The organism is Alcaligenes sp., from assembly GCF_050255915.1.
GTDB lineage: Bacteria > Pseudomonadota > Gammaproteobacteria > Burkholderiales > Burkholderiaceae_B > Alcaligenes > Alcaligenes aquatilis.
The window spans coordinates 16,735-41,906 of the sequence record NZ_JBFWIQ010000005.1; the positions used below are offsets into that span (position 1 = coordinate 16,735).

Below are 25,172 nucleotides of genomic sequence, written 5' to 3' on the forward strand. Positions count from 1 at the left end.
GAGGCCGGCTTTTTATTTGGAGACAAAATCATGGCCTATGTAGCCGATTTGCTGGATGCGTTGAATGTCATTACGGGGGGACGCATGGTGTCCTGTATGGATGAGGTCAAGTGCGGCCATCATCCTTTCGTGATCTGGAAGTCCTCGGGAATTTACGGCAAGGAAGTGCTGGAAATTCCGGGGCTGATTCATGGAGACCCCAACAAGGAAGTGCGCAAGGTGGCCGTGTGCATGACCATGTCCGAACTGAGTATTGAGTTGGCCGGCGCGACCGGGGTGGATGCCATTGTGGCGCACCATCCCATCGCAGATGCCGCCAGTTGTGGGGGCGTGACCCTGAAGGATTATCTGGACCTGTATGGCGTGGCAGCGCTGGAGTGTCATGAGGCATTTCATGGCTTGCATCCGGGCATTGCGTATCTGCATGGCCACAAAGTGGCTAAAAGTGATATCGCCTATGGAGGTATTCATGGCAATGTAATGTTCGTGGGCGAGCCCTTGGAAGGAGTGAACACCTTGGGCGATATGCTCAATAGGCTGGACGGTTTCATGGGGCTGGATCTGGAAGATCAGATCTTGCAGGCCGAGCGTCGCATCAAGGACAACGAGAATATTCTGGAGACCAGCACCTTGACGCGCGGTGCGATTCGACTGGGCGAACGTAGCAGTCCAGTCAGCCGTATTTTGCATATCTTCCCGCATACGGGATTCAGTCCTGAACATCTGCGCCAGGCAGTTGCTCAGAACCCAGGAGTGGATACGGTGCTGGCGTCGATTAGCCGAGTCTATGACGGCCATGCCTTGATTGAATGCGCCCGTGAACTGGGGCTGAATTTTCTGGTAGGTAACAGCCATGTACTGGAAATTCTGGAGAACGGACTGCCACTGGCTTATGCCTTGAGCGCCTTGCTCGATGGTGTCGAGGTGGTGATGTTCCGCGATCGGGTGACGTCTACGCCGGTGCATCAAGTGGGGGGTGCCCGTTTGCGTGAATACGCCCGGCATTTCTCGACTGCCCATCTCATGGGCAAGAACGTGCTGAGCTTCCAGTAAATCCAGCTTCCTGAACGGAGACAGACATGGATAACAAAACAATAGAAATCGATAAGGTTGTGCATTCACCGCCTGCGGGCCGCCGTCCTTTGGAGCGTATCGAGGTGGTGGGCCTGAGCTTGCTGGCTGCGGCCATGCTGACGCTGTTTTTCTTTCCCGCTACCTTGTCCGGTGCCTTTGATACCGTGTTGAACAAGGTCAAACCCGTTGTGGTGGATGTGTTTTTGACCGGGCAGGTTGGGGTGGCGGTCATTATCAGCGTCATTATTGGGCGGCTGCTGGAGCGTCTGGGCTTTACCGATGCCATGATGCGGGTTTTTATGCCGGCGATGCGGGCTATCGGGATCAATCCGGCCGTCATCATTCCCAGCGTGTACAACATTTTTGGCGATATCAATGCGGCTGGTCGTATCTCGGGGCCCTTGCTGCGCCAGGCAGGGGCGACCAAAGACGAGCAGAAAATTGCGGTTGCCACGATGGTGCAGTCCCAGCAATCTTTCTCGACCTTCATGCTGGGCATGATGGCATTGACCTTTGCTGGAGTGAATGTCTTTGCCGTGGTGCTGATTGCGGTCTTTGGCCCCTTGCTGCTGTCCCCCCTGCTGTTGTCACGGCTGGTTTATCGCAACGTCCGTTCGGTGGATTTGCTGGCTGCGCCTCGTTTCACGCCGAATATTGATTTTGCGCCCATGCTGTTCAAGGCGGCCCGTGAAGGGGTGGAATTGTTGCTGCTGATCCTGATTCCGGCTGTGGCCTTGGTGTTCTGTGTCATTGGCTTGCTGGAACATATCGGCATTTGGGCTCCGATCAGCGATGTGCTTGAACGTGGTTTGCTGGCCTTGAACATTCATCCCGAAACGGGCGTGTTGGCCATCCTGGTCAGCCCGACACTGGCAATGGGTAAATTGCAGGCTATTGCCTCGACACTGGATCCCTCCCTGGTCGTGGGGGCGTTCGTTCTGGCCTCGTCCGGCCTGCCCTTATCGGCGGTATTTGGACAGATTCCGGTGGTCTGGGCCGAGTGTTCAGATCTGAATGAAAAAGAAGTCATGCTGGCTGCGACCTTGGGTATCGTCATGCGCTTGGTAATGGCCGTGATTCTGGCGGTATTTTTGACGCCCCTCATTATTTAAGTTCTTGTTTGTAGTCCCCCTTTTCAGGAGCGCTGATCTGGCGCTCTTTTTTTTGTGCGTAGCACGGCAAAACGGCATCAGTTCCCTGTAAAGCGGGGTGCTCGCCGCTCGAAGAACGCGTGTATTCCTTCCTGTGCATCCGTGCGGCGTGCGCATGCTGTAAGAAACTGGTGCTCCAGTTGAAGATGGGTGTGTAAGTCGCGGGCGGGCAGACCGGAGCATAAGGTTTTAATGCTGGTTAACGAGGCACGGGCAGATTGCGACAGTCGTGTCGCCAAGTCCTCTGCTGCTTGTGTCAATTCATCCTCTGGGTAGAGTGCATCCACCACACCGTGAGTCAGACAGTCTTGGGCACTGATGGTTTGGCTGAGCATCAGCCATTGCTGGGCGCGTATTGCGCCAACGCGACGAGCCAGAAAGTACGAGGCTCCCAGGTCTGGCGATAAACCCAGTGCGGCGTAGCCAGTACGAAGCTTGACCGATTGCGCAGCCAGTACAAAGTCCGCACACAGTGCTAGACCGATGCCTGCACCCCCGATAGGCCCGTTCAGTACCGAAATGACAGGCATGGGGGCTGTTGCCAGGCGATACAGTGCGGGGTGTAGTGGTTCAAGGATATCGTCGACTAAATCTGCAAGGGCTGGACCAGCGGCAGCGAACTCGGCAATGTCACCTCCAGCACAAAAGATCTTTCCCTCGGCTGCAAGAAGAACAACGCGTGGCTGTTGGTCGAGCACACTATTGATGGCTTGTATCAAAGCCTGGCTGGCTGCGTGTGAAAGTGTGTTGGCGTATTCGTGCCGTTTGAGCACGATCCGACCCACGCTCTCGGTTACACCCCAGGCGACTCCATCGGATTGCTGCATATGATTTCTCCTGTGTGCGTCATGGTGGCGACGCAATTGGGTGTTGATCTGGTTTTTTCCCGCTTGACAGACATGCTGCCCCTAGCGTTGCTCATGACGTTCGGCGCCTGTGTCAGACGACGTGATTAAGGGAAGAAAGCGTGGGGCAGCGGCAACCTGTATGCTGTTGTCGGCGGCGGTGTGGTAGATGCCGCGTGCCACATTGTGGGGGTGGCACGCGGCCTCTTTCAGGCTCAGTACCGGTGCGAAACAGGCATCCGTGCCCTCCAGAAGCGCACACCAGTGCGCTCGTGTTTGGCTGGCAAAGAGGCGTGTCAGCCGGGCTTTGAAATCTGGCCACTGACGCGTGTCATACTGCGCGGCCGGGTCCACATCGCTTAAGCCCAGCTTGCTCAGCGCCAAGGCATAGAATTGCGGCTCCAAGGCTGCGAGCGTTATAAAACCGCCATCGACGCAACGATACACATCGTAAAAAGGCGAGTCGTGAAAGGGGCTGGGTGAAACTCCATCGAGTTGTCCGCTGGCACGGACCCACTGGGCGATACTGCCGAGCATCGCCAGCACATCGACGATTGCCCCATCCACGACTCGTCCCTTGCCGCTTGAGCGCGCCTCCAGTAATGAGCAGACCATGCCAAAGGCCAGGCCTAGTGCCCCCGAAGCGTCGCCTACGACAGTGGGGGGCACCATCGGCATTTGGCCCTTGTGGGCCGATAGTGACAGCAGGCCGGTGAGCGCGACGTAGTTCAGGTCGTGACCTGCCGACTGTGCCAGGGGGCCGGATTGTCCCCAGCCTGTCATGCGGCCGTATACCAGCCGGGGGTTGTGTGCAGCACAGTCAGCCGGGCCCAGGCCCAATTTTTCCATGACGCCGGGACGGTTACCTTCTAGTAGTGCGTCTGCTTGGGTGATCAGTTGTAAAGCGGTGGCGACATCGTCAGCTTGTTTCAGATCCAACGTTACGGTTCTTTTTCCACGGCGCATGGGGTTGGTGGCGGCCCCCATCCGTTCGTCTACGGCACTTTTTTGTGGGCGAGCAATAACCGTCACTTGTGCGCCCATGTCAGCCAGCATGCGGCCAGCCAATGGCCCCGGCCCTATTCCCTCAAACTCCACAATCTGGATACCAGTCAGGGGCGGCATCATGCGGGCAGCCTTCTGGCAATCAGTTCTTTCATGATTTCGTTGGCACCGCCGTAGATACGTTGTACTCGGGCATCCGCGTACATTCTGGCAATCGGGTATTCCGTGATATAGCCGTAGCCGCCAAAGAGCTGCAAGCACTCGTCCGTGACTTTGTGCTGTTGTTCGGTACACCACCACTTGGCCATATAGGCCGCAGTGTCATCAAGCTGACCGTCAAGCAAACGTTGGGTGCAGTCATTGACAAAGGTGCGCACCACATGGGCCAGAGTGGCGCACTCGGCCAGTTTGAAGCGCGTGTTTTGTAATTCATAGAGCGTCTGGCCGAACACCTTGCGTTGCTGCGTGTATTCCAGGGTCAGCTCTACAGCACGCTCGATGACGGCGGCAGCGGGAACGGCCAGCAACAGGCGCTCGTAGGGAAGCTGGCTCATTAACTGGGCAAAACCCTTTCCTGCTGTTTCGCCTAGCAGGTGTTCAACCGGGACTCTGACATGGTTAAACGACAGTTCAGCGGTATCGGAAGCATGCTGGCCCAGCTTCTCCAGACGTTTGCCCACCTGGAACCCAGCTAGATTTTCAGTTTCCAGAATAATCAGTGAGACTCCTCGGCTGCCCGCCTCTCCGGTACGTACCGCCACCACCAGCAAATTGGCGGTAAAGCCATTGGTGATGAAGGTTTTGCTGCCGTCGATTACGTATTCATTTCCTTCAAGCCGCGCACGGGTACGTAAGGCCTGAAGGTCTGAACCGCAACCGGGTTCGGTCATGGCGATGCCAGCCAGCAACTCTCCACTGACCAGTTTGGGCAGCCAGCGTTGTTTTTGTGCAGCCGTGCCGTAGTCCAGTATGTAATGCGTGGCGATGCTGTGTACGGCTGTGGTGGCGGGCACTTCCGCTTTGGCCAGCTCATCTTGCACGACGAGCTGATAGGCCAGACTTGCGCCTGCACCGCCATAGGTTTCTTCGATTTCTGGCAGTAGAAACCCCATCTGTCCGAATGTGTGCCAGACTTCGCGGGGAATGTAGCCTTGGCGTCGCCAATGGTCCATGTGTGGCGTCAGCTCGCCCGCAATATAGCGGCGCACCTGTTCGCGAAAAGCTTCAATCTCCTCATCCATCCAGGGATGGCGATGCAGTTGCGGTAGCATGGTGGGCCTCTTTAAATACCGGTCAGGCCGCCACTGCAAAGCAGTGTTTGGCCACTGATGTAATCCGATTCGGGAGTGCAGAATAGGTAAACGGCTCCGGCCGCCTCGTCTGGGGTGCCGGCACGACCCAAGGGGATGTTGCGCTCCATGGCAGCCAGCAAATCGGGATTTACGCCGACTTTTATTTCGCGTCCTTCAATATTGGTCGTGGACTCGCCTGCGACACTGCTGGTCAGGCGGGTGTTGATTAAGCCGTAAGCCACGCAGTTGACGGTGACATTGATCCGTCCCCATTCTTTTGCCAGGGTTTGTGTCATGCCGACGATTCCTGCCTTGGCCGCCGAGTAGTTCGCCTGGCCTGCATTGCCAAATAGACCGGCAACCGAAGAAATATTGACCACTTTGCGCATGACACGCTGACCGGCCTCACCTTCGGCCTTGGACAGGCGGCGGATGACCGGTTGTGCAGCTCGCAGAATGCGAAAGGGTGCTGTCAGGTGGCAATCCAGCATGGCGTACCATTGTTCGTCAGTCATTTTCTGAATGACGCTATCCCAGGTGTAGCCGGCATTGTTGATGATGATGTCCAGCCCTTGATACTCGCTGACTGCTGTGCCAATGAATCGCTCGGCAAAGTCCGGGGAAGTGACGCTGCCCATGCAGGCGACTGCCTCGCCGCCCATATCACGGATCGCTTGAACCACCTCCTGAGCGGGTTCGGCATCCAGGTCGTTGATCAGTAAACGTGCGCCTTCACTGGCCAGTTTCAGTGCAATTGAGCGGCCTATGCCTCGGCCAGAGCCAGTGACAAGGGCAACTTTGCCGTCGAGTTTTTGAGTCATGAGTGTCTCCTGCCGTTTTTCTTGATTCAGAGATCAGGGAAAGCGATTAATGCTTCGCCCGCGATTTTGATTTGCCCGTATTGGTTGGTGCTGCGCAGCTCGATACGTAGGCAGCGTTCACCATTGACCTCTTGTTTTTCAATAACATGCCCGCTGCAGCACATGACATGGCCCAGGTGAGTAATACCTTGAAATCGGGCATCCAAGCGGCGTAGTTGTGATTGTTCTACCCATCCGGTTAGCAAACGACCTAGCCATGCCATGCCGAGCATGCCATGTGCAAAAACATCCGGCATCCCTGCACGACGGGCGTAGTCAAGATCGATATGAATGGGATGGTGGTCCCCCGAAGCACCGGCAAACAGCGCCAGCATGCGGCGATCCACGGGGACGAGCGTCAAGGGGGGCAAGCTGTCGCCCACCTGTACCGCGTCATAGTTGATGCTGCTCATGGTGTCTCCTTCAGTGGCGCACGACGGTGACGGAACGCATTCGGGCCACTTGCTCCCCGCGCTGGTTCCACACATTCGATTCGATTTCAATAAATTCCAGTGCACCGCCTTTTTTGTCATAAATATCTTTGACATAAGAGCTGACGGTGACGGTATCGCCTGCGACAACCGAGCCAAAGTATTCAAAACCTTCTTCGCCGTGCAAAACCTTGGCATGAGGGACTTGCAGCAGGTCAAGCAGGCCGAATAGGGCACCTGAGTCCAGTTCGGCAGCGAACAGGAAGGTAGGAGGAGCGGGCAAATCGGCATAGCCTGCTTGTCTGGCGGCTTGCAGATCGGTGTAGATGGGGTTGGTGTCACCGATGGCCTTGGCAAAAAACTGCAGACGGCTGCGTTCAATGGGCAAGACCGAGTGGCCGACTTCATGACCAATCCATTTCTTATCGATCATGATTGTGTCCTTTCATATAGGGTGACGACGCAGGCACCGCCCAAACCCAGGTTGTGTTGAAGTGCCAGCCGGGCCCCGTCGACTTGGCGAGTCCCGGCATTGGCTCTTAGCTGTTCAACCAGCTCAGTACACTGTGCCAGCCCGGTTGCGCCCAGTGGATGTCCCTTGGAAAGCAGGCCACCGGATGGATTGGTGACAACCTGGCCACCATAGGTATTGTCACCATCGCAGACAAATTTCTCGGCGCCGCCGATGGGGCACAGACCGAGTGCTTCGTACGTAATGAGCTCGTTGTGGGCAAAGCAGTCATGCAGCTCTACGACATTGATGTCGGTTGGCCCCACACCTGCTGCTTCGTAGACTTGTTCAGCGGCGTTGCGAGTCATGCTGAAACCCACGACTTCGCGCATGTCCCGAGCGTCGAAGGTAGGTGGCGTGTCGGTCGTCATGGCTTGGGCGCGGATACGAACATTCGTATTCAGGCCTTGTTTTCTGGCGAACGACTCGGAGACCAGCAGCGCAGCAGCTGCACCACAGGTGGGTGGGCAAGCCATCAGTTTGGTCATGACGCCAGGCCAGATCATGTGGGAGGCCATGACGTCGTCCGCAGTGACAACAGTCCGAAACAGGGCCAGTGGGTTGTTGGCAGCGTGCTGGCTGGCTTTGGCACGTATTTTGGCAAAGGTCTCCAACTTGGTGCCGAACTCCTGCATATGGGCCAGGCCGGCACCGCCAAAGTAACGCAGCGCGAAAGGGATATCGGGAACATCAATCAGCTCAGCGGTGATGGCATCGAACTTCTCGAACGGGCTGGGACGGTCACTGAATACAGAGCCAAGCGCGCCGGGTGTCATCTGTTCAAAGCCGAAGGCCAGTACACAGTCGGCCGCTCCGCTGGCAATCGCCTGACGTGCCAGATATAGAGCGGTGGATCCGGTCGAGCAGTTGTTATTCACATTGATTACAGGGATGCCTGTCATGCCTACTTCATAGAGCCCGCGCTGGCCTGCAGTCGAGTCTCCATAAACATACCCGGCGTAGGCTTGCTGGACTTTGTCGTAGCCCAGATGGGCGTCAGCCAGTGCGGCATGAATGGCCTTGGCAGCCATGACGGGGTAGGGTTCACTGCTCCCAGGCTTGGTAAAGGGAATCATGCCGACACCGGCCACGATGACAGAAGAGCTCATACAGACTCCTTTAAATGGAAATGACTTAGCTGATTTTTCGGTCTTGCTGATCCCAGTAGGGCTTGCGCAGCTCGGTTTTGAGAAGCTTGCCGGCCCCTGACAAGGGCAGAGTCTCTTGGAAAACGACACTGCGGGGGCACTTGTAGCTGGCAATCAGGGTCTTGCAGTGAGCCATCAGGTCGCCAGCATGGACCGATGCGTCGGGCTTGAGAACGACGACGGCATGGACCGCTTCGCCCCACTCGGGGCTGGGAATGCCAATGACCGCACAGGCGGCGACGCTGGGGTGTTGGGCCAGTGCGTTTTCGACTTCAACGGAATAGATGTTTTCGCCGCCGCTAATAATCATGTCTTTCAGGCGATCCACGACAAAGATGAAACCATCCTCATCCATGTAACCACCGTCACCGGTATGCATCCAGCCATTGCGCAGGGCTTGTTCGGTTTGTTCAGGCTTGTTCCAGTAGCCCTGCATCACATTGGGGCCACGTACGACAATCTCGCCCACCGTGCCACGCGGAACCTCTTGATCCAGTGGGTCCACAATGCGTACTTCGGTACATAAGCTGGCGCGGCCAGCCGATTTCAGCTTGTTGAGGCTGCGTGCTTCATGTGTATGGTGAAAGGCGGGCAAGATGCTTGCCAGTGGAGACAGTTCGGTCATGCCATAGGCCTGCATGAAACTGACGTGAGGCAAGGCTTTCATGGCGCGCTCAAGGACGGCCGTAGAAATGGGCGAAGCCCCGTAAATAATAGTTTGCAGTGCACTTAAGTCGCGGGCTTGCTGCATGGACGGGTGATCGACCAGCATCTGGATCATGGTCGGCACCAGCAGCATGTGTGTCACGCGGTCTCGCTCCAGTGTATCTAGCACCTTTTCCGGAGAGAACGCGGTGATGATGGATTGAGTATTGCCTTCGATCCAGTGAGGCATGGCGATGCCCATGTCGGCCAAGTGGAACATGGGGGCGGCATGTAGATAGATGCCATCAGGAGTCGCGATACCTTCAGCTCGCAGGGCCAGGCCAGAGCTGAGCAAATTGCTGTGGCTCAGCATGACGCCTTTAGGAAAGCCGGTGGTGCCGCCTGTATAGAAGATTCCGGCCAGATCCTCGTCGCGGCGCATGACATCAGCGATGGCGGCATGGGTGGCTAATAAGGTTTCATAGTCGTGCATGCCCGCAGGTGTCTGATTATCCCCGCAGTAAATCACTTCGCGTAGAGTGGTGGCGTCGCTTCGGATTTTTTCGACCAGGTCACAGAATGTGTCATCGACGAGCAAGATCGTAGAGCCTGAGTCGTTCAGTGCGTACAGCGTTTCCGAGGCGGACCAGCGGGTGTTGCATGGGTTAAGTACCCCGCCACCCCAAGGGACGGCCATCTGGTATTCGAGATAGCGATCGCAGTTCAGGGCAAGGATGGCGACGCGGTCGCCTTCTTTCATCCCCAGATGTTGTAGCGCACCGGCCAGGCGGGCTACACGGTCTCCAAGTTGGCGGAAGGTCCAGGCCCGATTGCCGTAGCGCACAGCAATACGTTCAGGCTTTTGTTGAACCGCGCGATGTAACGCTTGAGTCAGGTACATTTTTTTGTCTCCCGTCATGTTCGTATTGATGCGGATCGACTGCTTGGTTTATGTGACCTATAGTAAAAATGCGTGCCCGCTCCAGCAATGACACAAGGCATCGATCGAATGGCAGAACACCTCAATCAGCGACGCGCTCCCCGCGCCCCCCTTAAGGCTCCGGCTACTGTGCCGATTGCCTTAGTCAGTGGCATGCTGATGGGTTTACAAATGCGGGGCGAAGATATTGGACCGTTCTTAAACGCTACAGACATCTCTCCTGAGCTGATTGGACATGCGGGAGCCCGAGTCACGGCTTGTCAATACAGTGCTTTGTTTCGTTTGTTGATTGAACAGCGCGAGGATGAAGGTCTTGGTTTTTTATCGCGCCCCTTGAAACTGGGCAGCTTTGCGCTGATAAGTCGCTCGGCCCTGGGGGCGAATAATCTGGAAGTCGCAATTCGTCGTATAGCCAGGACCTTTTGGTTATTGCAGGAGGACGTGGCATTGGAATTGCATAGCAAGGGTGATCTTGCCGGCCTTGGTTTGCGTTTTAACGGTTCTCTTGGAGAGCCGATTTTTTTGCATGAGCTATTACTGCGAGTGTTCTGGCGTTTGCTGGCCTGGCTCATCGGTGGCCGCTTGCCGGTGGTGCGCTTTGACTTCGCGTTTGACAACCCCCCCCATGCCGGTAGTTATGGCAAAGTGTTTCCTGCCCATTTAGAGTTCAAGCGCGGACAAACTGCCCTGTGGTTTGAAGCCGCCTGGTTAAAGACGCCAGTGCGACGGGGTGAGACGGAGTTACGTCTGTTTCTAGCGGATGCTCAGGCCAATATCATCATGCCGCGCAGCTCCACCGATGTGGTCAGTGCCAGGGTACGTGAGTATCTTCAACGCACTCGACCTAGCTGGCCAGATCTGGGAATTACGGCTCGTGCTTTACATATGTCGACAGCGACATTGCAGCGGCGCTTGGCGATGGAAGGGACATCGTTTCAGTCTTTGAAAGATGAGTTGCGACGCGATATGGCCATTATTCGTTTGAATGCTCATTCGATGTCTTTCGCGGAACTGGCACAGGAACTGGGTTTTAAAGACAGTGCTGCATTTCAGCGTGCTTTCAAGGGTTGGACTGGCGTTGCACCGGGGGCGTTTCGCCAGGGTCGATTCAGCACCTGAGTGCCAATAAGACATAGTTGAAGCAGCGGGGGTGGCTTCGGTTTGCTCACCGGGCACTGCCATCGAACTGCCATAAATCTGTAACAGGGCTGAAAGAACACTTGTTTAATCTGATCCTGTCGTCGTTTTTTTTAAGGCAGGGCACTTCGGTGGCTCTGGTTCTTTAAGTTGATGCCTTTCTCTGTCCGGCAGCGTGAGCTGCGGCCCATTGCGCTTATTGATGCTTTGCTTTTGCGCCCCGCGTTACGCCGTGCTGCAAAGCAGAATGCCGGGTGTGGTTGGGTGATAGGTTGGCCACAATGCCTTGTAGGGGACGGAGCATGAACCAGACACGGGTGACGGTGTTAAGCGGCTCTGGAGGTAAAGTGCCTGCCGCCATTCTCGTGCAGGCATGTGGCTTGCGACTGCTGCTGGATGCCGGTGGGCCCTTGTACCCCGGTCAGGTGTGCGATTGGCATGAGGGGCTGGAGGTGGATGCCATTTTGGTGACGCATGATCACCAGGACCACATGGGCTCCTTATCCAAACTGCCCGAACACATTCCTGTTTACGCCACGGCCTCGACCGCGCGCAGCTTGCCTGCCGGTCGGATCTGGCGTGAATTGCCGACACGCGGCACGACTTATATTGGCGATATTGCCGTTCGCACTGGTTTGTCCGGCCATGCCTTGGGGGGTGTCTGGCTGCATCTGGATGTGGGTGGCGGTCTGTTTTATAGCGGGGACTTTTCCTGCGAGTCCTTGCTGTTTCCCTTTGATTTGCCACCTCCTGCGTATCTGGCGTTACTGGATGCGTCTTATGGTTTGTATGATCAGTCTCATCACGTTGCCTGGAGCATTCTGGAGTCCTTGCTGCAGTCCCATCCTGCTTTGTTGCCGGTGCCGCCTTCGGGCCGGGCGATCGAGATTGCCTTGTGGCGTCAGCAGCAAGGCTTTGAGGATTGGAGCATGGATGCGTCCTGCTACGAAAACCTGACCCGCATGATCAGCCAAAGCAGCGATCTGTTGTTGCCAGGCGTGCAGCAATCCTTGCGCGAACTGATGCCGCGTGCGGCTACGTTTGATCCCCAAGCACACCTGCTTTTGGCTGGTGAACCGGACGGTTGTCAGGGTAAGGCAGGAGAGTTGATTCGTGAGCAGCAAGCGCGGACTTCGGACGGCAATGCCGAGCCTGGCGATCGCTTGTTGATTCACACCGGCTATGTGGCCCCGCATGCTCCGCGCGGCACGCATACCTTGTGCTGGAATGCTCACCCGCGTTTGACGGATTTGCGTTGGCTGGTGGATATGGTGCAGCCACGTTATTGCATGCCTTTGTTCACGCAAATGCATGATCTGCCCACTTGGCGCAATGTGATAGGGCCAGCCTTGAGCCTGGACGGCCACTGGGAGTTGCCAGAGGCCTCGGTAGGCGTGGTTTAGGCGGTGTAGCGTTCCAGTAAGGCCGCGCGTCGGGCGGGGCTGAGCTTCAAGGCGTTCTGGAAGAAGTTCTCCAGATTGCCGTGTGTCTTATCAATGGTCTTGAAGGCGGTTTCCAGAAACTCGGGCTGCACACCCCAGAGAATATCCAGCACTTCGTCGCTGATGCCACGGTTATCGGGCAGATCGGGGCGGCGGAAAAATTGATTGGTAAGCAGATAGTCGTGCATTACATCATCAGGATGTACGCCAGCGGCGCGGTGCAGCAAGGCAACCGCAAAGCCGGTGCGATCTTTGCCCGCTGTGCAGTGCAGGACAAGGGGAGTATGGGTGTCCAGCAACTGGTCAAAGACCCGTCCAAACGTGGCTGCATGTGCGGTCACGAATTCAGAGTAGGTTTTGTTCATCGTGCCATGGGCTGCTTTGACATCCACTTCACCCTTGGCAAGCATGTCCAGAAAATCGGGCAATACGGTGGGTTCGACGGTCAGCGCATGACTGGTCAGAAAGCTGTATTGGTAGGGAGAGCGTTTGCGCTCGTGTGCGCCACGGAAATCCAGTGAACAGGCAATGCCCAGTTCCTGCAGTGTGTCCAGATCCTGGCTGCTTAAATTCGCCAAATGGTCCGAGCGGTAGACACGGCCTTTACGAAAGGAACCGGAGCCTGCGGCATAGCCGCCAATATCACGGAAGTTGCTGGCCCCCTCTAAAGGGTAGGATACGGGGCTGGGCAGCGGCGATACGGACACGGCGGACTCCTGTTGAAACGGTGAAAGTTCCATGTTAACGGTCTTGGGCGGGATCTGCATATGACCATGCGGTGTCATGTGGGCAACGCGGGCGGAGCAAAAGCAGAATGAATGAAAGTGCATGGTTCTGTATCGTCAGAAAGCCATGTATATTCGTTGCTGGCAAGGCCCAGGCAGACAAGCTGGTACACCGTGTTCACGTTCTTGCACCTTCGGTTTGCTGAAGGTATGAACAGACTGCATGGTGACGCTGGTGTTTGACTGCCTGCACCGACTAGACAAGAACAGGTGCGGTGCCGAACCAAGGGGGGACAAGTCTGATGACGCATTCACGCATCGCTCGCGTGCCCATGTGCTGCAAAAAAATCCCCAAGATATTGGCTAAAGTAGGCCCAAGGTATAAGGTCAATGCTTATTTGAATAGACCGTCGACCAGACCGGGCGGCCCACAACCGTAATTTTTCAAGGAACAAGCATGTTTGAGCATTTGCAGGCCTATGGTGGCGATCCGATTTTCCGTTTGAACGAGGCATTTCACGCCGATCCGCGCGACCGCAAGGTCAACCTGACCATTGGTTTGTATTACGACGAGCAAGGTCGTCTGCCTTTGCTGGATGTGGCTCGCCGCGCTGAAGAGCAATGGGCAGCCAAGGGCCAACCACGTGGCTACCTGCCTATCGAAGGCTTGGCTTCGTACCGCAGCGCCGTGCAAAAACTGGTTTTTGGTGCCGACAGCAAAGTGTTGCAAGAAGGTCGTGTGGCGACCATCCAGACACTGGGTGGTTCGGGTGCCTTGAAAGTGGGTGGCGACTTCCTGCACGAAGCCTACCCCAATAGCGAAATGTGGATCAGCGATCCAGCCTGGGATAACCACCACTCCATTTTCCGTGGATCGGGCATTCCTACCCACACTTATCGCTACTACGATCCCGCTACTCGCGGTCTGGATTTCACCGGCCTGATGGAAGATATTTCCGTCCTGCCCGAGTACAGCATTGTCCTGCTGCACCCCTGCTGCCATAACCCCACCGGGGCTGATCTGAGCGACGAGCAGTGGCTGCAACTGATTCCTGTGCTGCAGCAGCGCAAGCTGATACCTTTCCTGGACATGGCTTACCAGGGTTTTGGTCGTAGCCTGGATGAAGATGCCTTTGCCGTGCGCGCCATGGTCGATGCAGGACTGACTTTCCTGCTGGCCAATTCTTTCTCCAAGAATTTCTCCTACTACTCCGAGCGCTGCGGCGGCTTGTCGGTGGTGTGCAAGAGCGCGGACGAAGCTGACCGCGTTTTGGGCCAGCTTAAAGCCGTGGTGCGTCGCATCTACTCCAACCCGCCCTCGCACGGTGGACAGGCTATTGCCTCGGTCTTGTCGGATGAATCTTTGCTGGCTGAATGGACGGCAGATGTGGAAACCATGCGTCAGCGTATTGCTGCCATGCGCAAGCGTGTACATGATCGCCTGAAAGAGCTGGCTCCCCAGTACGACAGCAGCTATTTTGTCAAACAGCAAGGTATGTTCTGCTACACCGGCCTGACCAAAGAGCAGATTCAGAAACTGCGTGATGATTTTGGCGTGTATGTGCTGGAGTCTGGCCGCATCAGCGTGCCAGGTTTGAACCAGTCCAACGTGGATTACTTCGCGGAGTCGCTGGCTGCTGTGGTGGCCTAAGACACTGGAGTCTTTCCTGTAGGATTAAAGAGCGTGTTGATGGCCCCTTCGGGGGCGGAAAACACGCTTTTTTGTTGATGCTGGAAATGCATCTGCAGTTGCGTTTATCGGGCGGTAGAAGCCGCTTATATGTACTTGTCTGATCCAGCCGCTCGACTTGTTTTGCTCTCCTGGCTGAGTGCTGGAAACCGAACTGAAAGTGGAACGGTGTAGAGCTAAGCCATCGAATAGTCCTACGCCTATGTAGCTGAAGCACTCAATGGTTTAGTGCTTAGCCACGGCCAGGCCAGCAGGTCTATCGGCAATCTGGCTGTATTTCGTCGTACTGCGACATTGCTCAGGCTAATGCTTGCAGCAACAGCTCCTGATTGATTTGCTCCTGTTGTCGTGCCTGTTTCAATAAATAGCGATGAAAATCCTGGCTATGAGGTGACTCAAACGCACCCGCCCGTCGGGTCAGTACATAAGGCCAGGGCAGGGGCAAGGAATGGGAGAAGGGCAGAATTAACTGCCCGCTGCGCACTTCTTTTTCTATCATCGAGCATTGCGCCAATACAAACCCCTGGCCTGCCACGGCGGACTCCAGTGCCATATGCGACAGGGAAAAAACACGGAAGCGATCCAGGGGCGTATTGCCTATGTGTATAGCCAAAGACTCAAACCAGTCGCGCCAGGATGGGGGCGAGGTAAAGCGTGGCTGCCAGTCCGAGGACAGCAAGGGATAGTTCAATAGGTCACGGGGATGTCGCAAGGCGGCTTGCCCTTGCAGCAGGGTCGGGCTGCAGGCGGGAACGACACGGTCTGTATAAAGCTCGGTAAAGCTGCGGGGGCGGGCGGCGGCCTGACCGTAGGTGATCCGAAAGTCGATTTGTTCGGCTTCCAGGTCCGGCTCGGCATGGCTGCCTTTCAGGTGCAGGGTCAGCTCCGGGTCGTACTGCTCCTGCCATTGAAACGCCAGCGGGGCCATCCAGGTTTTAAGCATGGAGGGCAAAGCGCTGATGGACAGCAGGCTGGTGTTGCGCGAACGCTCCATTTCTTGCTGGCCGTCGCGCAACAGCTCAAACGCCTGAGTACAGATTTCATGAAAACGCACCCCCGCCGCCGTCAGCCGCAAGCGTTTGCCTTCTTTGTAGGTCAGGCTACAGCCCAGCCTGTCCTCCAGCAGGCGCAATTGCTGGCTGATGGCACCGGGAGTAATTTTCAGGCGACGGGCAGCCTCTTGCAGGCTTTGACTGTGGCCCAGAGTTTCAAAGACTTGCAACGCGCGTAAGGGAGGCAAGGTATCCATGGTGCTTAGACCCCGTCCAGAAAAGTCATTTAACTTTAGAAATTCTAAACGATATGGATAGTAGGCTGAATTTAATTGCGATTATGATGAGCAAGAACGTAAGCGCAAGTCTCGCCACGGCTGGCGAGCTCAAGCGGGGCCAGATTGATACGGTGCTCTAGGTGTTCCCGCACAGTGGCGCAGAAGCCCTGGCCAGCAGGTCGGAGCGCTTCAAAGACAAGAGAGCATGAATGGGCTCGTTCAGCCTTCATGCACCGCATTCAGAGTTGGGGGTAAATCATGTTTGTACGCAATGCCTGGTATGTAGGCGCATTGGCTACGCAGCTCGGTCGCAGCTTGCTGCCCGTGCGTATGCTTAGCGAAAACCTGGTGCTGTATCGCCGTGAAGACGGTCAGCCAGTCGCTCTGGAAGATTCCTGTCCACACCGCCGTCTGCCTTTGTCCAAAGGCCGTTTGATTGGCGACCAGGTGGAATGCGGCTATCACGGCCTGACGTTTGATTGCAGCGGCTCCTGTACCAAAGCGCCCGGTGTGGCGCAAATCCCTAAAAGTGCGGTGGTGCGCAGCTACCCCTGTACGGAGCGTTTTGGTCTGGTCTGGGTTTGGATGGGTGCCCCTGAATTGGCTGATCCGTCCAAACTGATCGACATCCCCGAGTGGGACAATCCCGAGTGGGGTGTGAACCGTGGCGATGCCATGGAGCTGGACTGTAATTACCTGTACGTCACCGACAATTTGCTGGACCCGTCGCACGTGTCCTGGGTCCACCAAAGCTCCTTTGGTAGCCCTGACATCATCGGCCTGCCCTTGACCGTCAAGGTTGAGGACCATGGCGTGACGGTCTCGCGCTGGTCCAAAAATGTGGAAGTTGCACCGTTTTACAAGCAGTTTGTGAAATTTGAAGGCAATTGCGACCGTAAGCAGCAATACGAAGTGCGTTTCCCATCGCTGGCCGTGATCAAGGCCATCTTCCTGCCCGCCGGTGCCGCCACCGAAGAGCCCAGCGAGTACCACCAGGACGTTTTCCTGATGGACTCCTATAACTTCCTGACGCCTATCGACGAAGATCACACCCGCTACTTCTGGTTCCAGCTGCGTAATTTCAGCCCGGATGACGAGGCCGTTTCCAAGATTTTCAACGAAGACGTGCGCCACGCCTTCCTGGAAGACAAAGTGGTTCTGGAAGAAGTGCATAAGGCCCTGAAAGAGCGTCCTGCCGCTTTGGATTTACCCTTGGATTCCGGCCCCTTGCGTTTCCGTCGCAAGATCAGCCAGATGATTCAGGCCGAGCAAGCCGTTACCAGCGAGACCACGACGGCTTGAGCGTGATGAATACGACTGCATCGCCTGCGCCTACCGAGACCACGGCCAGCCGCCGTTTCCGGGACTATCGCGTACTGGAAAAACAGCGCGAAAGCGACGTGATTACTTCGTTTTTCCTGGAGCCGGTGGACGGTGTTGTGCCGTCTTATCAGCCGGGCCAGTATCTGGTGTTTCGCCTGGAGATTTACGGGCAAACCGTGTTGCGCAACTACAGCGTGTCGGGGGACCCCGACTGCACGGATCGACTGCGCATTTCCGTCAAGCACGAGAAGGCCCCAGCAGGGTTAAGCGTGGCCGATGGTTTGGCCTCCTCCTATCTGCACCAACAGGTGCAGCCGGGCGATGTGCTGAGCGCGGCCGGACCGATGGGCGAGTTTGTGCTGGATGAGAGCAGCCAGCGGCCTGTGGTGCTGCTTAGCGGTGGCGTGGGCCAAACCCCTTTGCTGGCTATGCTGCATCGTTTGCTTAAACACAGTCAGCGTAAGGTGTCTGTGATCCATGCCTGTGATAACAGCTCGGTGCATGCCTTTGCGGATGAAATTCGCGAACTGGCCGCACAACGCGAGGGTGTGCAACTTTACTTCTGCTATCGCAACCCGACTGAAGATGATGAACAAGCCGGTTTGCACCATGTGGCGGGACTGATTACACGTGAGCAGTTGCAGCATTGGCTGCCACTGGATGATTACGAGTTTTACCTGTGTGGGCCCAGTGCCTTCATGCAGAGCAATTACGGTGTGCTGCGTAGCCTGGGTGTGGCGCGAGAGCGCATTCACTATGAGTTTTTTGGTCCGGCGACGGTGCTGGAAAACACCTTGGCCGGTGATGTTGCGGCCAGCGTTGTTCAGCCAGAGGCAGGGTCTGACGTGCTTGGCAGTGCGACTGCAAGTGCGTCAGAGCCGGAGTCGCCCGCCGTCGTGGATGAAACTGCCACGGATGCCACGCAGACCGTGACGTTTCTGCCCGATGGCCGTCAGGCTCAATGGCATGAAGACTGCCCTTCCTTGCTGGATCTGGCTGAAGAAACGGGCTTGAGCCCGGACTTCAATTGCCGTGCGGGTCTGTGTAATACCTGCATGTGTGCCCTGGTATCGGGCGAGGTCGATTATTTTGAAGAGCCTCTGGATCCGGTGCCAGAGGGCAAAGTCTTGTTGTGCTGTTCCCGTCCCCGTGGCCCGGTGGCCGTGGAATTGCCCTAAGCGTTTTTCAATTGCTTGTTGAGGTTTGCCCCGTCCTGTTGGGACGGGGTTTTTTTTCAAAAAAAATCATATGCTTCCTTGTTGGAAGTCAGGCTGATTTTCGATGTCTGGAGCAGGGGGCGTGATATCGGGGCTGTTGAAGTGGTGGTGTTACATAGGCTGGATGGGGAAGCGATCATGCGCTGTTTTATTTTCTCTTCTGCTCTGAGATAGCCGTCATTGTTGCCACTACCATCACAATAACTACTACAGCCGCAGCCGCAGCAGCAGTAAGAAGCCTGGCTACCTTGCTATAGCTGTGCCTGTTCAATGATCCAGTCACTAAAGGCACGGACCTCTGCTCTTTGCGTCGTACCGGGCAAGGTTACCAGGTAGTAGGCAAAGCGGGCTGGCCAGGGCTTGTCCAGCACTTGCACCAAGCGGCCTGCGTCGATTTCATCTTGCGCATACTCCTGCGGTATCAAGGCTAGTCCCAGGCCCGCAATCGCACCGCGAATCAGCAAGTAATCATCCTCGAAAGCCGTGCCGCGATCGGCGCGCGCATCGTCCTCCACCCCGTGGGCAGACAGCCAAAGCGCCCAGTCGGCCCGGTCGGCATCTTGCAGCAATGGCCATGCCAGGCAATCCGCCGGTTCCTGAATGGCTGGCTTGTCTTTCAGCAAGGCGGGGCTGGCTACAGGCAGCAAGACAGGGGCCATCAAGGGCTCGGCCTGCAAGCCGGGATACACGCCCAAGCCGTGGCGAATGGCGATATCGACGTTGTCGCGGCGCAGGTCCACCAGTGTGGGGGAGGCCTCCACACGGATTTCGATATCGGGATGCTGTTGCTTGAAATCGGCCAGCCGGGGAATCAGCCAGGAAGCGGCAAAGGAAGGCACGGTACTGATTGTCAGTGTCTTGCGCTGCTTGGTGGCGTCTAGCGTGTGCATGGCCTGTTCGATCTGGTCAAACGCCGTCAGCAGGACAGGGTAGACCTGTTCACCTGCTTCGCTCAGGCTCATTTTGTGGTGGCTGCGCACGAACAGTGTGACGCCCAAGCGATCTTCTAGCAGCCGGATTTGCTGGCTGACTGCGCCCGAGGTCACGCCCAGTGCCTGGGCGGCCAGCTTGATGCTGCCGTGGCGTCCGACTTCGGTAAAGGCGCGCAGAGCCTGCAAAGGAAAGACAGGGTTCATGGTTTAGTTTATCTAAATCTCTAAAGCAGATTTAATCGTTTTTCTTTGCCTGTATAGCTTGGGAGAATGGGCTTCTGAATCGTTTTTAAAGTTTAGCTTATCTATATGCAAAAGAAGAGCAAACTTGCTGCTTGGGAGCCACACCATGATTGATCTGTACACCGATAGTTCGCCTAACGGCTTTAAGGCAACCATCGCCCTGGAAGAACTGGCGCTACCGTATCGCCTGCATCATGTGCGTATTGATGCGAATGAGCATAAGCAGCCGCAGTTTCTGGCCTTGAATCCGCATGGGCGTATCCCGGTGATGAAGGACAATGAAACGGGCATTGTCCTGTTCGAGTCTGCCGCGATCTTGTTGTATTTGGCAGAGAAAACCGGCCAATTGCTTTCAAACGATCCCCTGCAACGCTGGGAAACGATCAAATGGCTGCAATTTCATTCCTCCAGCGTGGGGCCGATTCTGGGCCAGCGCGTACACTTCGAGCTGTTCGCTCAGGAGAAGATTCCGGCCGCTATCGAGCGCTACCGCCGTCTGGTGAATGATCTGTTCACCGTGCTGGATACACGTCTGGCAGACCATCCTTATCTGGCAGGACAGGACTACTCCATTGCCGACATTGCGCATTTTGGCTGGACGCATATTGCGCGAATTATCGACTTTGATTTCAGCCAGTACCCGCACATGAGCGCCTGGCATGAACGCGTGGCCCAGCGCCCAGCCGTTCGTAAAGGCATCACCTTGCCTGAACCTGCTACCGGCGCTTGAGGAGAAAACATCATGACGATTGAAACAAGCCAGACTCAAGGCGCATCTTTCCCTGACTTTGCCACTCATCCCGGTTATAGCCGCATGTTTGCGCCGGGTTGTCTGACCATGGGTATCTTTCTGCCCCTGCGTTTTTATCAAGGCGATATGAGTGTGCTGGCTGGGCAGGCGGCGCTGGTAGAGGAGATAGACCGCCAGGATTTTGCGGCGGTGTGGGTACGTGACGTGCCTTTGTATGACCCCAGCTTCGGGGATGCGGGGCAAGTGTTCGACCCCTTTACCTATCTGGCTTTTTTGGCTGCTCGCACCAAGCGGGTGGCCTTGGCCACGGGCAGTACGATTTTCTCCTTGCGTCACCCGATCGACCTGGCCAAATCCGCCTTCACCATTGACCAGTTATCGGGCGGACGCCTGGTGTTGGGTATTGCTTCCGGGGACAGGCCCGTGGAGTTTCCCGCCTATGGCGTGGAGCGAGCCGAACGGGCAGAGCGTTTCGCGCAGGCTGTCAGCTACTTCCGTCAGTTAACGCAAGCGGGGCAATTGAATATCGACTCTCCGCTAGGCCGCTTTGATACGGCAGAGCTGCTACCCAAGCCCGTGCATGGTTCCATTCCTTTGATTGTCACCAGTTCCTCGGGACAGTCGCCCGATTGGATTGCAGAACACGCCGATGGTTGGTTGACCTACCCGGAAGCGACTCATACGCCGCTGGGCCCGCAAAAGCTGGCTGCGAAAATTCGGGCCTGGCGCGCTCGGATTCCAGATGGCGGCTTTCGTCCGCATATGACCAACGAGTGGCTGGATTTGGTGGACGACCCCGATTATCCACGCACCCCTTTGCGCGGTGGCTTTACACTGCGTACCGGGCGCAAGGGGCTGATTACCTTGTTGGAGGAATGGCAGGCAGCGGGTGTGAATCATGCCGCTTTGGGTATTCAGTTTTCGCAGCGACCGGCGGCGGAAATTGTCCAGGAGCTGGCTGAATATGTGCTGCCGCATTTTGCCTCTCACCAGGAGCAGCCAGCCCTTGCAACAGCTTGGTAGCGACAGGGGAATACAAGCATGACTAGCAGTGCAGAACAGCCCGGAGCCGATGGTATTCAGATCCGGGATGTACAGCCGCAAGACCGGGCTGCCTGGGAGCGGCTGTATCGGCAGTATGCCGAGTTTTACAAAGAACCCATGAACGAAAATATCTTGGCTTGGACCTGGTCCTGGCTGTTGGATGCGCGGCATCCTTTGCAGGGCAAGGTGGCAACGACGGCGGATGGTGCGTTGCTGGGCCTGGCGCATTACCGTCCTTTCCCGGAGCCTTTGTTGGGCAAGGAAGCAGGCTTTCTGGATGACTTGTTTGTATCTCCTGAACAGCGAGGCAGCGGGCTGGGCCGTCGTTTGATTGAGGCCGTCGCCCAAGCCGGTAAGGAGCAAGGCTGGCCGTTTCTGCGCTGGATCACGGCGGCTGACAATGCCCAGGCGCGGAGGCTGTACGATGGTCTGGCTCAGGCAACAGCGTGGGTGACGTATGACTTGAATCTGGAGAAGGCTGGCGATACACAGAACTGAGAGTGTCTGTTCTGCTCGATGGTGAGCGTGATGGTTTGTCGCGCAAGTCTTTTGCGGGCTATTTCGCTAGAAGAAACCCGACGACTTGCAGACTTAATGTCCGTAATCCCAGCCCTAAGAACACATAAGGGCTGGGATTACGGACATGGGTACGCTTGATTGCCTTATTGTCCGCCATAGCTCGCTCCTGGAATTATTTATGAAAAGTGAAGACGGGTGATCCAAATGAAGGGAAGACTTATCGAAAGCCTTCCCTTTTTTATCTTCAAACTTCGCGTTTGATTCTTGCCTCCAGCAGCATCAAAGCCAGCAAAACCACACTGCTCATTCCTAGTCCAAAGACCACCAGCGGCCACGCCGTATCCCCATCCAACAGGGTCACTGCCAACGTACCGATCACGCTAACGATCAGGCTTTCCACGCAAAAGTAAATCGCCACGGCGGAACCGGCCACGTCGTTGAATTGAGCCAAGGCGCCATTGGCGGTGACGGATACGGTCATCACAATACCAATGGCGGCCAGCCACATGGGCAGGATGAAGCTGGCAAAGGAGGGATCCAGCCAGAGTGGCCCGGCTGCCAGTAGCAGGACGGCAAGGGCGATCAAGCCCATGCCGCGTTTCAGGCTCCCGGCTGTGCCCCAGCGAGCAACAATGGCTTTGGACAGGCGGGTGGTGGCAATCATCACCAGGGCAACACTGGCAAAGGCCAGGCTAAAGCCCATTTCCGAATAGCCCGCTTGTCCGATCAAGACTCGTGGCGCGGTCGAGAAGTAGACAAAAAATGTCCCCATCCCGGTAGAGAAGCCCAGGGTGTAGACCCAAAAGGCCGGGCTTTTGAGTACGGCCAGTGCGGACTGTTGTGAATGTATTGGTTTGGCAGGTCGCGTTTCTGGCCATTTGAGCAGTGCATGGATCCAGGCCAGCAGTCCTATGCCAGCCAAACTCAGGAAGATGGCCTGCCACCCGCCCGCACGGGCAATCAAAGCACCGGCAATCGGCCCCAAGGCGGGGACAAAAGCCAGGATGGAGCTGAACAGGCTATAGATCACTACTCCTTCAGGGCGATCGGCATAGACATCGCGCACTGTGGCAAACAAGGCCACAAGGGTGGCCGAAGCCCCCAGTGCTTGCAGCACCCGAAAACCCACAAAAGCCCAGGCGGAGCTGGACAGGGCGGCGGCTGTTGAAGCCAGCACGAACAGGGCGGCCCCTGTCAGCAAAACAGGCCGTCGGCCTATGCGATCCGACAGGGGGCCAAAGATCAGTTGCCCGGCACCCAATAGCAGCATGTACAGGCTAAGAGTCAGCTGGATGACGGCAGGGCTGGTGCCCAGAAGCGCCGGCATGGCCGGGACGACAGGCAGGTAAATATCCATCCCCAGGGAGGCGAGGATGTCGAAGGGCGCCATCAGCAGCAAGGCGGCTGGCAGCGTAAAAGCCCAGGAAGAGCGTGAGGAAGACATAACAAAATTACCACTCGAAAAAGAAATCGGGCGGCGTCTGTTTGTTATCAATCAGCGGGATTGGAAGTACAGAACGCCGCAACAAGACAGAAGCTTGTTGCGGCTTATTCAGTTGCTGACTTAGTGCTCGTCATGTAGACGGCTCCTCACTTAAATAATTTGCTGGGGGGTGTTGGCGAAATGCGGTACGTGTACCGGTCAGCGCAATCCCCAAGAGGGTATATGGCCTTGTTGCGGCAGTTGCCCATTATAGGGGGAGGTTTTTATGGCTTTGAAGCTTCAACCCAGTATGGCTGTTGCGTTTCTGTCCTATCCGGTTTTGGCAAGACGCACTGCCTCGCTGGAGTTGCCGGTCTTGTTCTTCTTCACCCGGATGGCGGCAGCTTTCAGCAAGCGCTGGAATGTCGGGCATTGCGTATGGTTGACGGCGGGGCAGTGGGCAGCGTGGCGCAAGCCTTCGCTCATGGCTTTCAGGCGCTTGATGGTGGCATCCAGTTGATCGGCCTTGGACAGCAGCAATTGCCTGTCTACCTGCGCAGCCCCATCGGGAGGCAGCATGGCCCGTATTTCGTCCAGCGATAAACCACCCGCTTGCCCCAGGGCAATCAAGGCCAGTTGATCCAGCACTTGTGGTGTAAAACGGCGTCGTTCACCGGGGGCGCTGACTGCGCTGATCAGGCCCTCCTTCTCGTAATAACGCACGGTGGAGGAGGGCAAGCCGGTATGTTTGGCGACTTCTGAAATATCCATCGTGTACCTATTGACTTGAAGTTGACTTCAACTTCTATGATCACTCAAAACAAGGTGCTTATCAACGGAAAGGATTGCCAATGTTATCGATCAATGAGTGGGTGCAGGTGATGCTGATTGGGGTCGGAGCCACCATTTTTATGGATATTTGGGGCTTGATTCAAAAAGCGCTGGGCGTTGCTACGCTGAACTACGCCATGGTGGGCCGCTGGGTCGGGCATTTGCTGCGTGGCCAGATTACGCACAGCCATATCGGCAAGGCTGAACCGATTGCGGGGGAGTCTGCCCTGGGCTGGTTCATTCACTATGCCGTGGGCATTGTTTTCGCCTTTTTGCTGCTTGCGGTCTACGGGACTGCGTGGCTGCAAGATCCCCGCTGGCTGCCCGCCGTCATGGTGGGCACGGTGACGGTCGTGATGCCCTTTTTTGTGATGCAGCCTGCCATGGGTGCCGGAGTGGCTGCATCGCGTACCCCCACGCCTTGGATCAATCGTTTGCGCAGCGTGCTGACACACGCAATTTTTGGTCTGGGCATGTACCTTGCCGCCTTGCTGATGCAGCAAGTGGCCTAAGGCGATGTAATTTGTTGGGACATCTGTGATGAGTAGCCTGAAAACCACTGGAACCATCCCGTCTGGCGTCTATCTGCTTGCCCTGAGCCTGTTTGCCATGGGCAGTGCCGAGTTTCTGATGGGTGGCATCCTGGGCTGAATGCTTGCAGTCACGCTTGGGCCTGACATTAAGCATCGAAGAAGCCCAGGAGTTGTTCTTGTGTGTGAGTCA

At 56.3% G+C, this 25,172-nt stretch carries 24 protein-coding genes; 11 read left to right on the forward strand and 13 right to left on the reverse strand.

Going from position 1 to position 25,172, the window contains the following annotated elements; translation table 11 throughout:
- The first annotated feature begins 30 nt into the window (after positions 1-30).
- Together AB7E06_RS07585 and AB7E06_RS07590 are read left to right on the forward strand one after the other, a co-directional pair.
- Positions 31-1,053, forward strand: coding sequence for a Nif3-like dinuclear metal center hexameric protein (locus AB7E06_RS07585; RefSeq protein WP_427956059.1), 1,023 nt, complete (start codon positions 31-33; stop codon positions 1,051-1,053).
- A gap of 26 nt (positions 1,054-1,079) precedes the next feature.
- On the forward strand, positions 1,080-2,186 hold the full coding sequence (locus tag AB7E06_RS07590; protein ID WP_094198100.1) for a hypothetical protein: 1,107 nt from the start codon (positions 1,080-1,082) through the stop codon (positions 2,184-2,186).
- 77 nt (positions 2,187-2,263) lie between these two features.
- Here the strand turns inward: AB7E06_RS07590 and AB7E06_RS07595 are convergent, their stop codons facing one another.
- From AB7E06_RS07595 to AB7E06_RS07630, 8 genes are all read right to left on the reverse strand, one after another.
- Positions 2,264-3,052 (reverse strand): enoyl-CoA hydratase/isomerase family protein, encoded by a 789-nt coding sequence (locus tag AB7E06_RS07595; RefSeq protein WP_427956063.1) that lies wholly within the window; start codon positions 3,050-3,052, stop codon positions 2,264-2,266.
- Between the two features lie 81 nt (positions 3,053-3,133).
- Positions 3,134-4,198: a CaiB/BaiF CoA transferase family protein gene (locus tag AB7E06_RS07600; protein WP_230019438.1), complete on the reverse strand. Its 1,065-nt coding sequence runs from the start codon at positions 4,196-4,198 to the stop codon at positions 3,134-3,136.
- Positions 4,195-5,346: an acyl-CoA dehydrogenase family protein gene (locus AB7E06_RS07605; RefSeq protein WP_264672215.1), complete on the reverse strand. Its 1,152-nt coding sequence runs from the start codon at positions 5,344-5,346 to the stop codon at positions 4,195-4,197. The genes AB7E06_RS07600 and AB7E06_RS07605 overlap by 4 nt, the downstream gene beginning before the upstream one ends.
- A gap of 11 nt (positions 5,347-5,357) precedes the next feature.
- The gene (locus AB7E06_RS07610) at positions 5,358-6,188 is read right to left on the reverse strand and encodes an SDR family NAD(P)-dependent oxidoreductase (protein ID WP_230019436.1); all 831 of its coding nucleotides are present in this window, start codon (positions 6,186-6,188) and stop codon (positions 5,358-5,360) included.
- Positions 6,189-6,214: 26 nt separating this feature from the next.
- Positions 6,215-6,640, reverse strand: a complete 426-nt coding sequence (locus AB7E06_RS07615) for a MaoC family dehydratase (RefSeq protein WP_264672214.1) — start codon at positions 6,638-6,640, stop codon at positions 6,215-6,217.
- Between the two features lie 10 nt (positions 6,641-6,650).
- A complete protein-coding gene (locus AB7E06_RS07620; protein ID WP_230019434.1) occupies positions 6,651-7,091 on the reverse strand; it encodes a MaoC family dehydratase N-terminal domain-containing protein in 441 nt (146 codons plus the stop codon).
- Positions 7,088-8,278 (reverse strand): lipid-transfer protein, encoded by a 1,191-nt coding sequence (locus AB7E06_RS07625; RefSeq protein ID WP_427956070.1) that lies wholly within the window; start codon positions 8,276-8,278, stop codon positions 7,088-7,090. The genes AB7E06_RS07620 and AB7E06_RS07625 overlap by 4 nt, the downstream gene beginning before the upstream one ends.
- A gap of 25 nt (positions 8,279-8,303) precedes the next feature.
- Positions 8,304-9,863, reverse strand: a complete 1,560-nt coding sequence (locus AB7E06_RS07630; RefSeq protein WP_427956073.1) for an acyl-CoA synthetase — start codon at positions 9,861-9,863, stop codon at positions 8,304-8,306.
- Between the two features lie 108 nt (positions 9,864-9,971).
- On the opposite strand from AB7E06_RS07630, the gene AB7E06_RS07635 reads away from it, so the two are divergent.
- Both AB7E06_RS07635 and AB7E06_RS07640 read left to right on the forward strand, forming a co-directional pair.
- Entirely contained in the window at positions 9,972-11,021 is a 1,050-nt protein-coding gene (locus AB7E06_RS07635; RefSeq protein ID WP_264672213.1) for an AraC family transcriptional regulator, read from the forward strand.
- A 320-nt stretch (positions 11,022-11,341) separates the two neighbouring features.
- The gene (locus tag AB7E06_RS07640; protein ID WP_108728344.1) at positions 11,342-12,442 is read left to right on the forward strand and encodes an MBL fold metallo-hydrolase; all 1,101 of its coding nucleotides are present in this window, start codon (positions 11,342-11,344) and stop codon (positions 12,440-12,442) included.
- Here the strand turns inward: AB7E06_RS07640 and AB7E06_RS07645 are convergent.
- The gene (locus AB7E06_RS07645; protein WP_427956078.1) at positions 12,439-13,188 is read right to left on the reverse strand and encodes a tyrosine-protein phosphatase; all 750 of its coding nucleotides are present in this window, start codon (positions 13,186-13,188) and stop codon (positions 12,439-12,441) included. The genes AB7E06_RS07640 and AB7E06_RS07645 overlap by 4 nt on opposite strands.
- 475 nt (positions 13,189-13,663) lie before the next feature.
- Between AB7E06_RS07645 and AB7E06_RS07650 the strand changes: the two genes are divergently transcribed.
- Positions 13,664-14,857 carry an aromatic amino acid transaminase gene (locus tag AB7E06_RS07650; protein ID WP_427956081.1) on the forward strand — a complete coding sequence of 398 codons (1,194 nt, stop codon included), beginning with the start codon at positions 13,664-13,666 and terminating at the stop codon, positions 14,855-14,857.
- 337 nt (positions 14,858-15,194) lie between these two features.
- Here the strand turns inward: AB7E06_RS07650 and AB7E06_RS07655 are convergent, their stop codons facing one another.
- Positions 15,195-16,145 (reverse strand): LysR substrate-binding domain-containing protein, encoded by a 951-nt coding sequence (locus tag AB7E06_RS07655; RefSeq protein ID WP_249460538.1) that lies wholly within the window; start codon positions 16,143-16,145, stop codon positions 15,195-15,197.
- Between the two features lie 279 nt (positions 16,146-16,424).
- On the opposite strand from AB7E06_RS07655, the gene AB7E06_RS07660 reads away from it, so the two are divergent.
- Both AB7E06_RS07660 and AB7E06_RS07665 read left to right on the forward strand, forming a co-directional pair.
- Positions 16,425-17,468, forward strand: coding sequence for a Rieske 2Fe-2S domain-containing protein (locus AB7E06_RS07660; protein WP_427956085.1), 1,044 nt, complete (start codon positions 16,425-16,427; stop codon positions 17,466-17,468).
- 5 nt (positions 17,469-17,473) lie between these two features.
- Positions 17,474-18,667, forward strand: a complete 1,194-nt coding sequence (locus AB7E06_RS07665) for an FAD-binding oxidoreductase (protein ID WP_427956088.1) — start codon at positions 17,474-17,476, stop codon at positions 18,665-18,667.
- A gap of 290 nt (positions 18,668-18,957) precedes the next feature.
- Here AB7E06_RS07665 and gcvA read toward each other — a convergent pair whose 3' ends face one another.
- Complete coding sequence (gcvA, locus tag AB7E06_RS07670; RefSeq protein ID WP_427956091.1) at positions 18,958-19,842, reverse strand: transcriptional regulator GcvA; 885 nt, start codon at positions 19,840-19,842, stop codon at positions 18,958-18,960.
- Positions 19,843-19,987: 145 nt separating this feature from the next.
- Here gcvA and AB7E06_RS07675 point away from each other — a divergent pair, with 145 nt between their 5' ends.
- Genes AB7E06_RS07675 through AB7E06_RS07685 form a run of 3 tightly spaced genes read left to right on the forward strand, consistent with a single transcriptional unit; the run spans position 19,988 to position 22,174 of the window.
- Complete coding sequence (locus AB7E06_RS07675) at positions 19,988-20,611, forward strand: glutathione S-transferase family protein (protein WP_346548849.1); 624 nt, start codon at positions 19,988-19,990, stop codon at positions 20,609-20,611.
- 12 nt (positions 20,612-20,623) lie between these two features.
- Positions 20,624-21,655, forward strand: coding sequence for an LLM class oxidoreductase (locus AB7E06_RS07680; protein ID WP_427956093.1), 1,032 nt, complete (start codon positions 20,624-20,626; stop codon positions 21,653-21,655).
- Between the two features lie 18 nt (positions 21,656-21,673).
- A complete protein-coding gene (locus AB7E06_RS07685; protein ID WP_427956096.1) occupies positions 21,674-22,174 on the forward strand; it encodes an N-acetyltransferase family protein in 501 nt (166 codons plus the stop codon).
- A 265-nt stretch (positions 22,175-22,439) separates the two neighbouring features.
- Here AB7E06_RS07685 and cml read toward each other — a convergent pair whose 3' ends face one another.
- On the reverse strand, positions 22,440-23,639 hold the full coding sequence (cml, locus tag AB7E06_RS07690; RefSeq protein ID WP_427956099.1) for a CmlA/FloR family chloramphenicol efflux MFS transporter: 1,200 nt from the start codon (positions 23,637-23,639) through the stop codon (positions 22,440-22,442).
- 309 nt (positions 23,640-23,948) lie between these two features.
- Positions 23,949-24,389, reverse strand: coding sequence for a helix-turn-helix domain-containing protein (locus AB7E06_RS07695; RefSeq protein ID WP_094198088.1), 441 nt, complete (start codon positions 24,387-24,389; stop codon positions 23,949-23,951).
- An 80-nt stretch (positions 24,390-24,469) separates the two neighbouring features.
- Here AB7E06_RS07695 and AB7E06_RS07700 point away from each other — a divergent pair, with 80 nt between their 5' ends.
- A complete protein-coding gene (locus AB7E06_RS07700; RefSeq protein ID WP_427956102.1) occupies positions 24,470-24,961 on the forward strand; it encodes a DUF2938 domain-containing protein in 492 nt (163 codons plus the stop codon).
- Positions 24,962-25,172: the final 211 nt, after the last annotated feature.

Excerpts from the sequence above, each read along its gene's own strand:
- AB7E06_RS07585 (WP_427956059.1), top strand. The coding sequence starts at position 31 with ATGGCCTATGTAGCCGATTTGCTGGATGCGTTGAATGTCATTACGGGG.
- AB7E06_RS07590 (WP_094198100.1), top strand. The coding sequence starts at position 1,080 with ATGGATAACAAAACAATAGAAATCGATAAGGTTGTGCATTCACCGCCT.
- AB7E06_RS07595 (WP_427956063.1), bottom strand. The coding sequence starts at position 3,052 with ATGCAGCAATCCGATGGAGTCGCCTGGGGTGTAACCGAGAGCGTGGGT.
- AB7E06_RS07600 (WP_230019438.1), bottom strand. The coding sequence starts at position 4,198 with ATGATGCCGCCCCTGACTGGTATCCAGATTGTGGAGTTTGAGGGAATA.
- AB7E06_RS07605 (WP_264672215.1), bottom strand. The coding sequence starts at position 5,346 with ATGCTACCGCAACTGCATCGCCATCCCTGGATGGATGAGGAGATTGAA.
- AB7E06_RS07610 (WP_230019436.1), bottom strand. The coding sequence starts at position 6,188 with ATGACTCAAAAACTCGACGGCAAAGTTGCCCTTGTCACTGGCTCTGGC.
- AB7E06_RS07615 (WP_264672214.1), bottom strand. The coding sequence starts at position 6,640 with ATGAGCAGCATCAACTATGACGCGGTACAGGTGGGCGACAGCTTGCCC.
- AB7E06_RS07620 (WP_230019434.1), bottom strand. The coding sequence starts at position 7,091 with ATGATCGATAAGAAATGGATTGGTCATGAAGTCGGCCACTCGGTCTTG.
- AB7E06_RS07625 (WP_427956070.1), bottom strand. The coding sequence starts at position 8,278 with ATGAGCTCTTCTGTCATCGTGGCCGGTGTCGGCATGATTCCCTTTACC.
- AB7E06_RS07630 (WP_427956073.1), bottom strand. The coding sequence starts at position 9,863 with ATGTACCTGACTCAAGCGTTACATCGCGCGGTTCAACAAAAGCCTGAA.
- AB7E06_RS07635 (WP_264672213.1), top strand. The coding sequence starts at position 9,972 with ATGGCAGAACACCTCAATCAGCGACGCGCTCCCCGCGCCCCCCTTAAG.
- AB7E06_RS07640 (WP_108728344.1), top strand. The coding sequence starts at position 11,342 with ATGAACCAGACACGGGTGACGGTGTTAAGCGGCTCTGGAGGTAAAGTG.
- AB7E06_RS07650 (WP_427956081.1), top strand. The coding sequence starts at position 13,664 with ATGTTTGAGCATTTGCAGGCCTATGGTGGCGATCCGATTTTCCGTTTG.
- AB7E06_RS07655 (WP_249460538.1), bottom strand. The coding sequence starts at position 16,145 with ATGGATACCTTGCCTCCCTTACGCGCGTTGCAAGTCTTTGAAACTCTG.
- AB7E06_RS07660 (WP_427956085.1), top strand. The coding sequence starts at position 16,425 with ATGTTTGTACGCAATGCCTGGTATGTAGGCGCATTGGCTACGCAGCTC.
- AB7E06_RS07665 (WP_427956088.1), top strand. The coding sequence starts at position 17,474 with ATGAATACGACTGCATCGCCTGCGCCTACCGAGACCACGGCCAGCCGC.
- gcvA (WP_427956091.1), bottom strand. The coding sequence starts at position 19,842 with ATGAACCCTGTCTTTCCTTTGCAGGCTCTGCGCGCCTTTACCGAAGTC.
- AB7E06_RS07675 (WP_346548849.1), top strand. The coding sequence starts at position 19,988 with ATGATTGATCTGTACACCGATAGTTCGCCTAACGGCTTTAAGGCAACC.
- AB7E06_RS07680 (WP_427956093.1), top strand. The coding sequence starts at position 20,624 with ATGACGATTGAAACAAGCCAGACTCAAGGCGCATCTTTCCCTGACTTT.
- AB7E06_RS07685 (WP_427956096.1), top strand. The coding sequence starts at position 21,674 with ATGACTAGCAGTGCAGAACAGCCCGGAGCCGATGGTATTCAGATCCGG.
- cml (WP_427956099.1), bottom strand. The coding sequence starts at position 23,639 with ATGTCTTCCTCACGCTCTTCCTGGGCTTTTACGCTGCCAGCCGCCTTG.
- AB7E06_RS07695 (WP_094198088.1), bottom strand. The coding sequence starts at position 24,389 with ATGGATATTTCAGAAGTCGCCAAACATACCGGCTTGCCCTCCTCCACC.
- AB7E06_RS07700 (WP_427956102.1), top strand. The coding sequence starts at position 24,470 with ATGTTATCGATCAATGAGTGGGTGCAGGTGATGCTGATTGGGGTCGGA.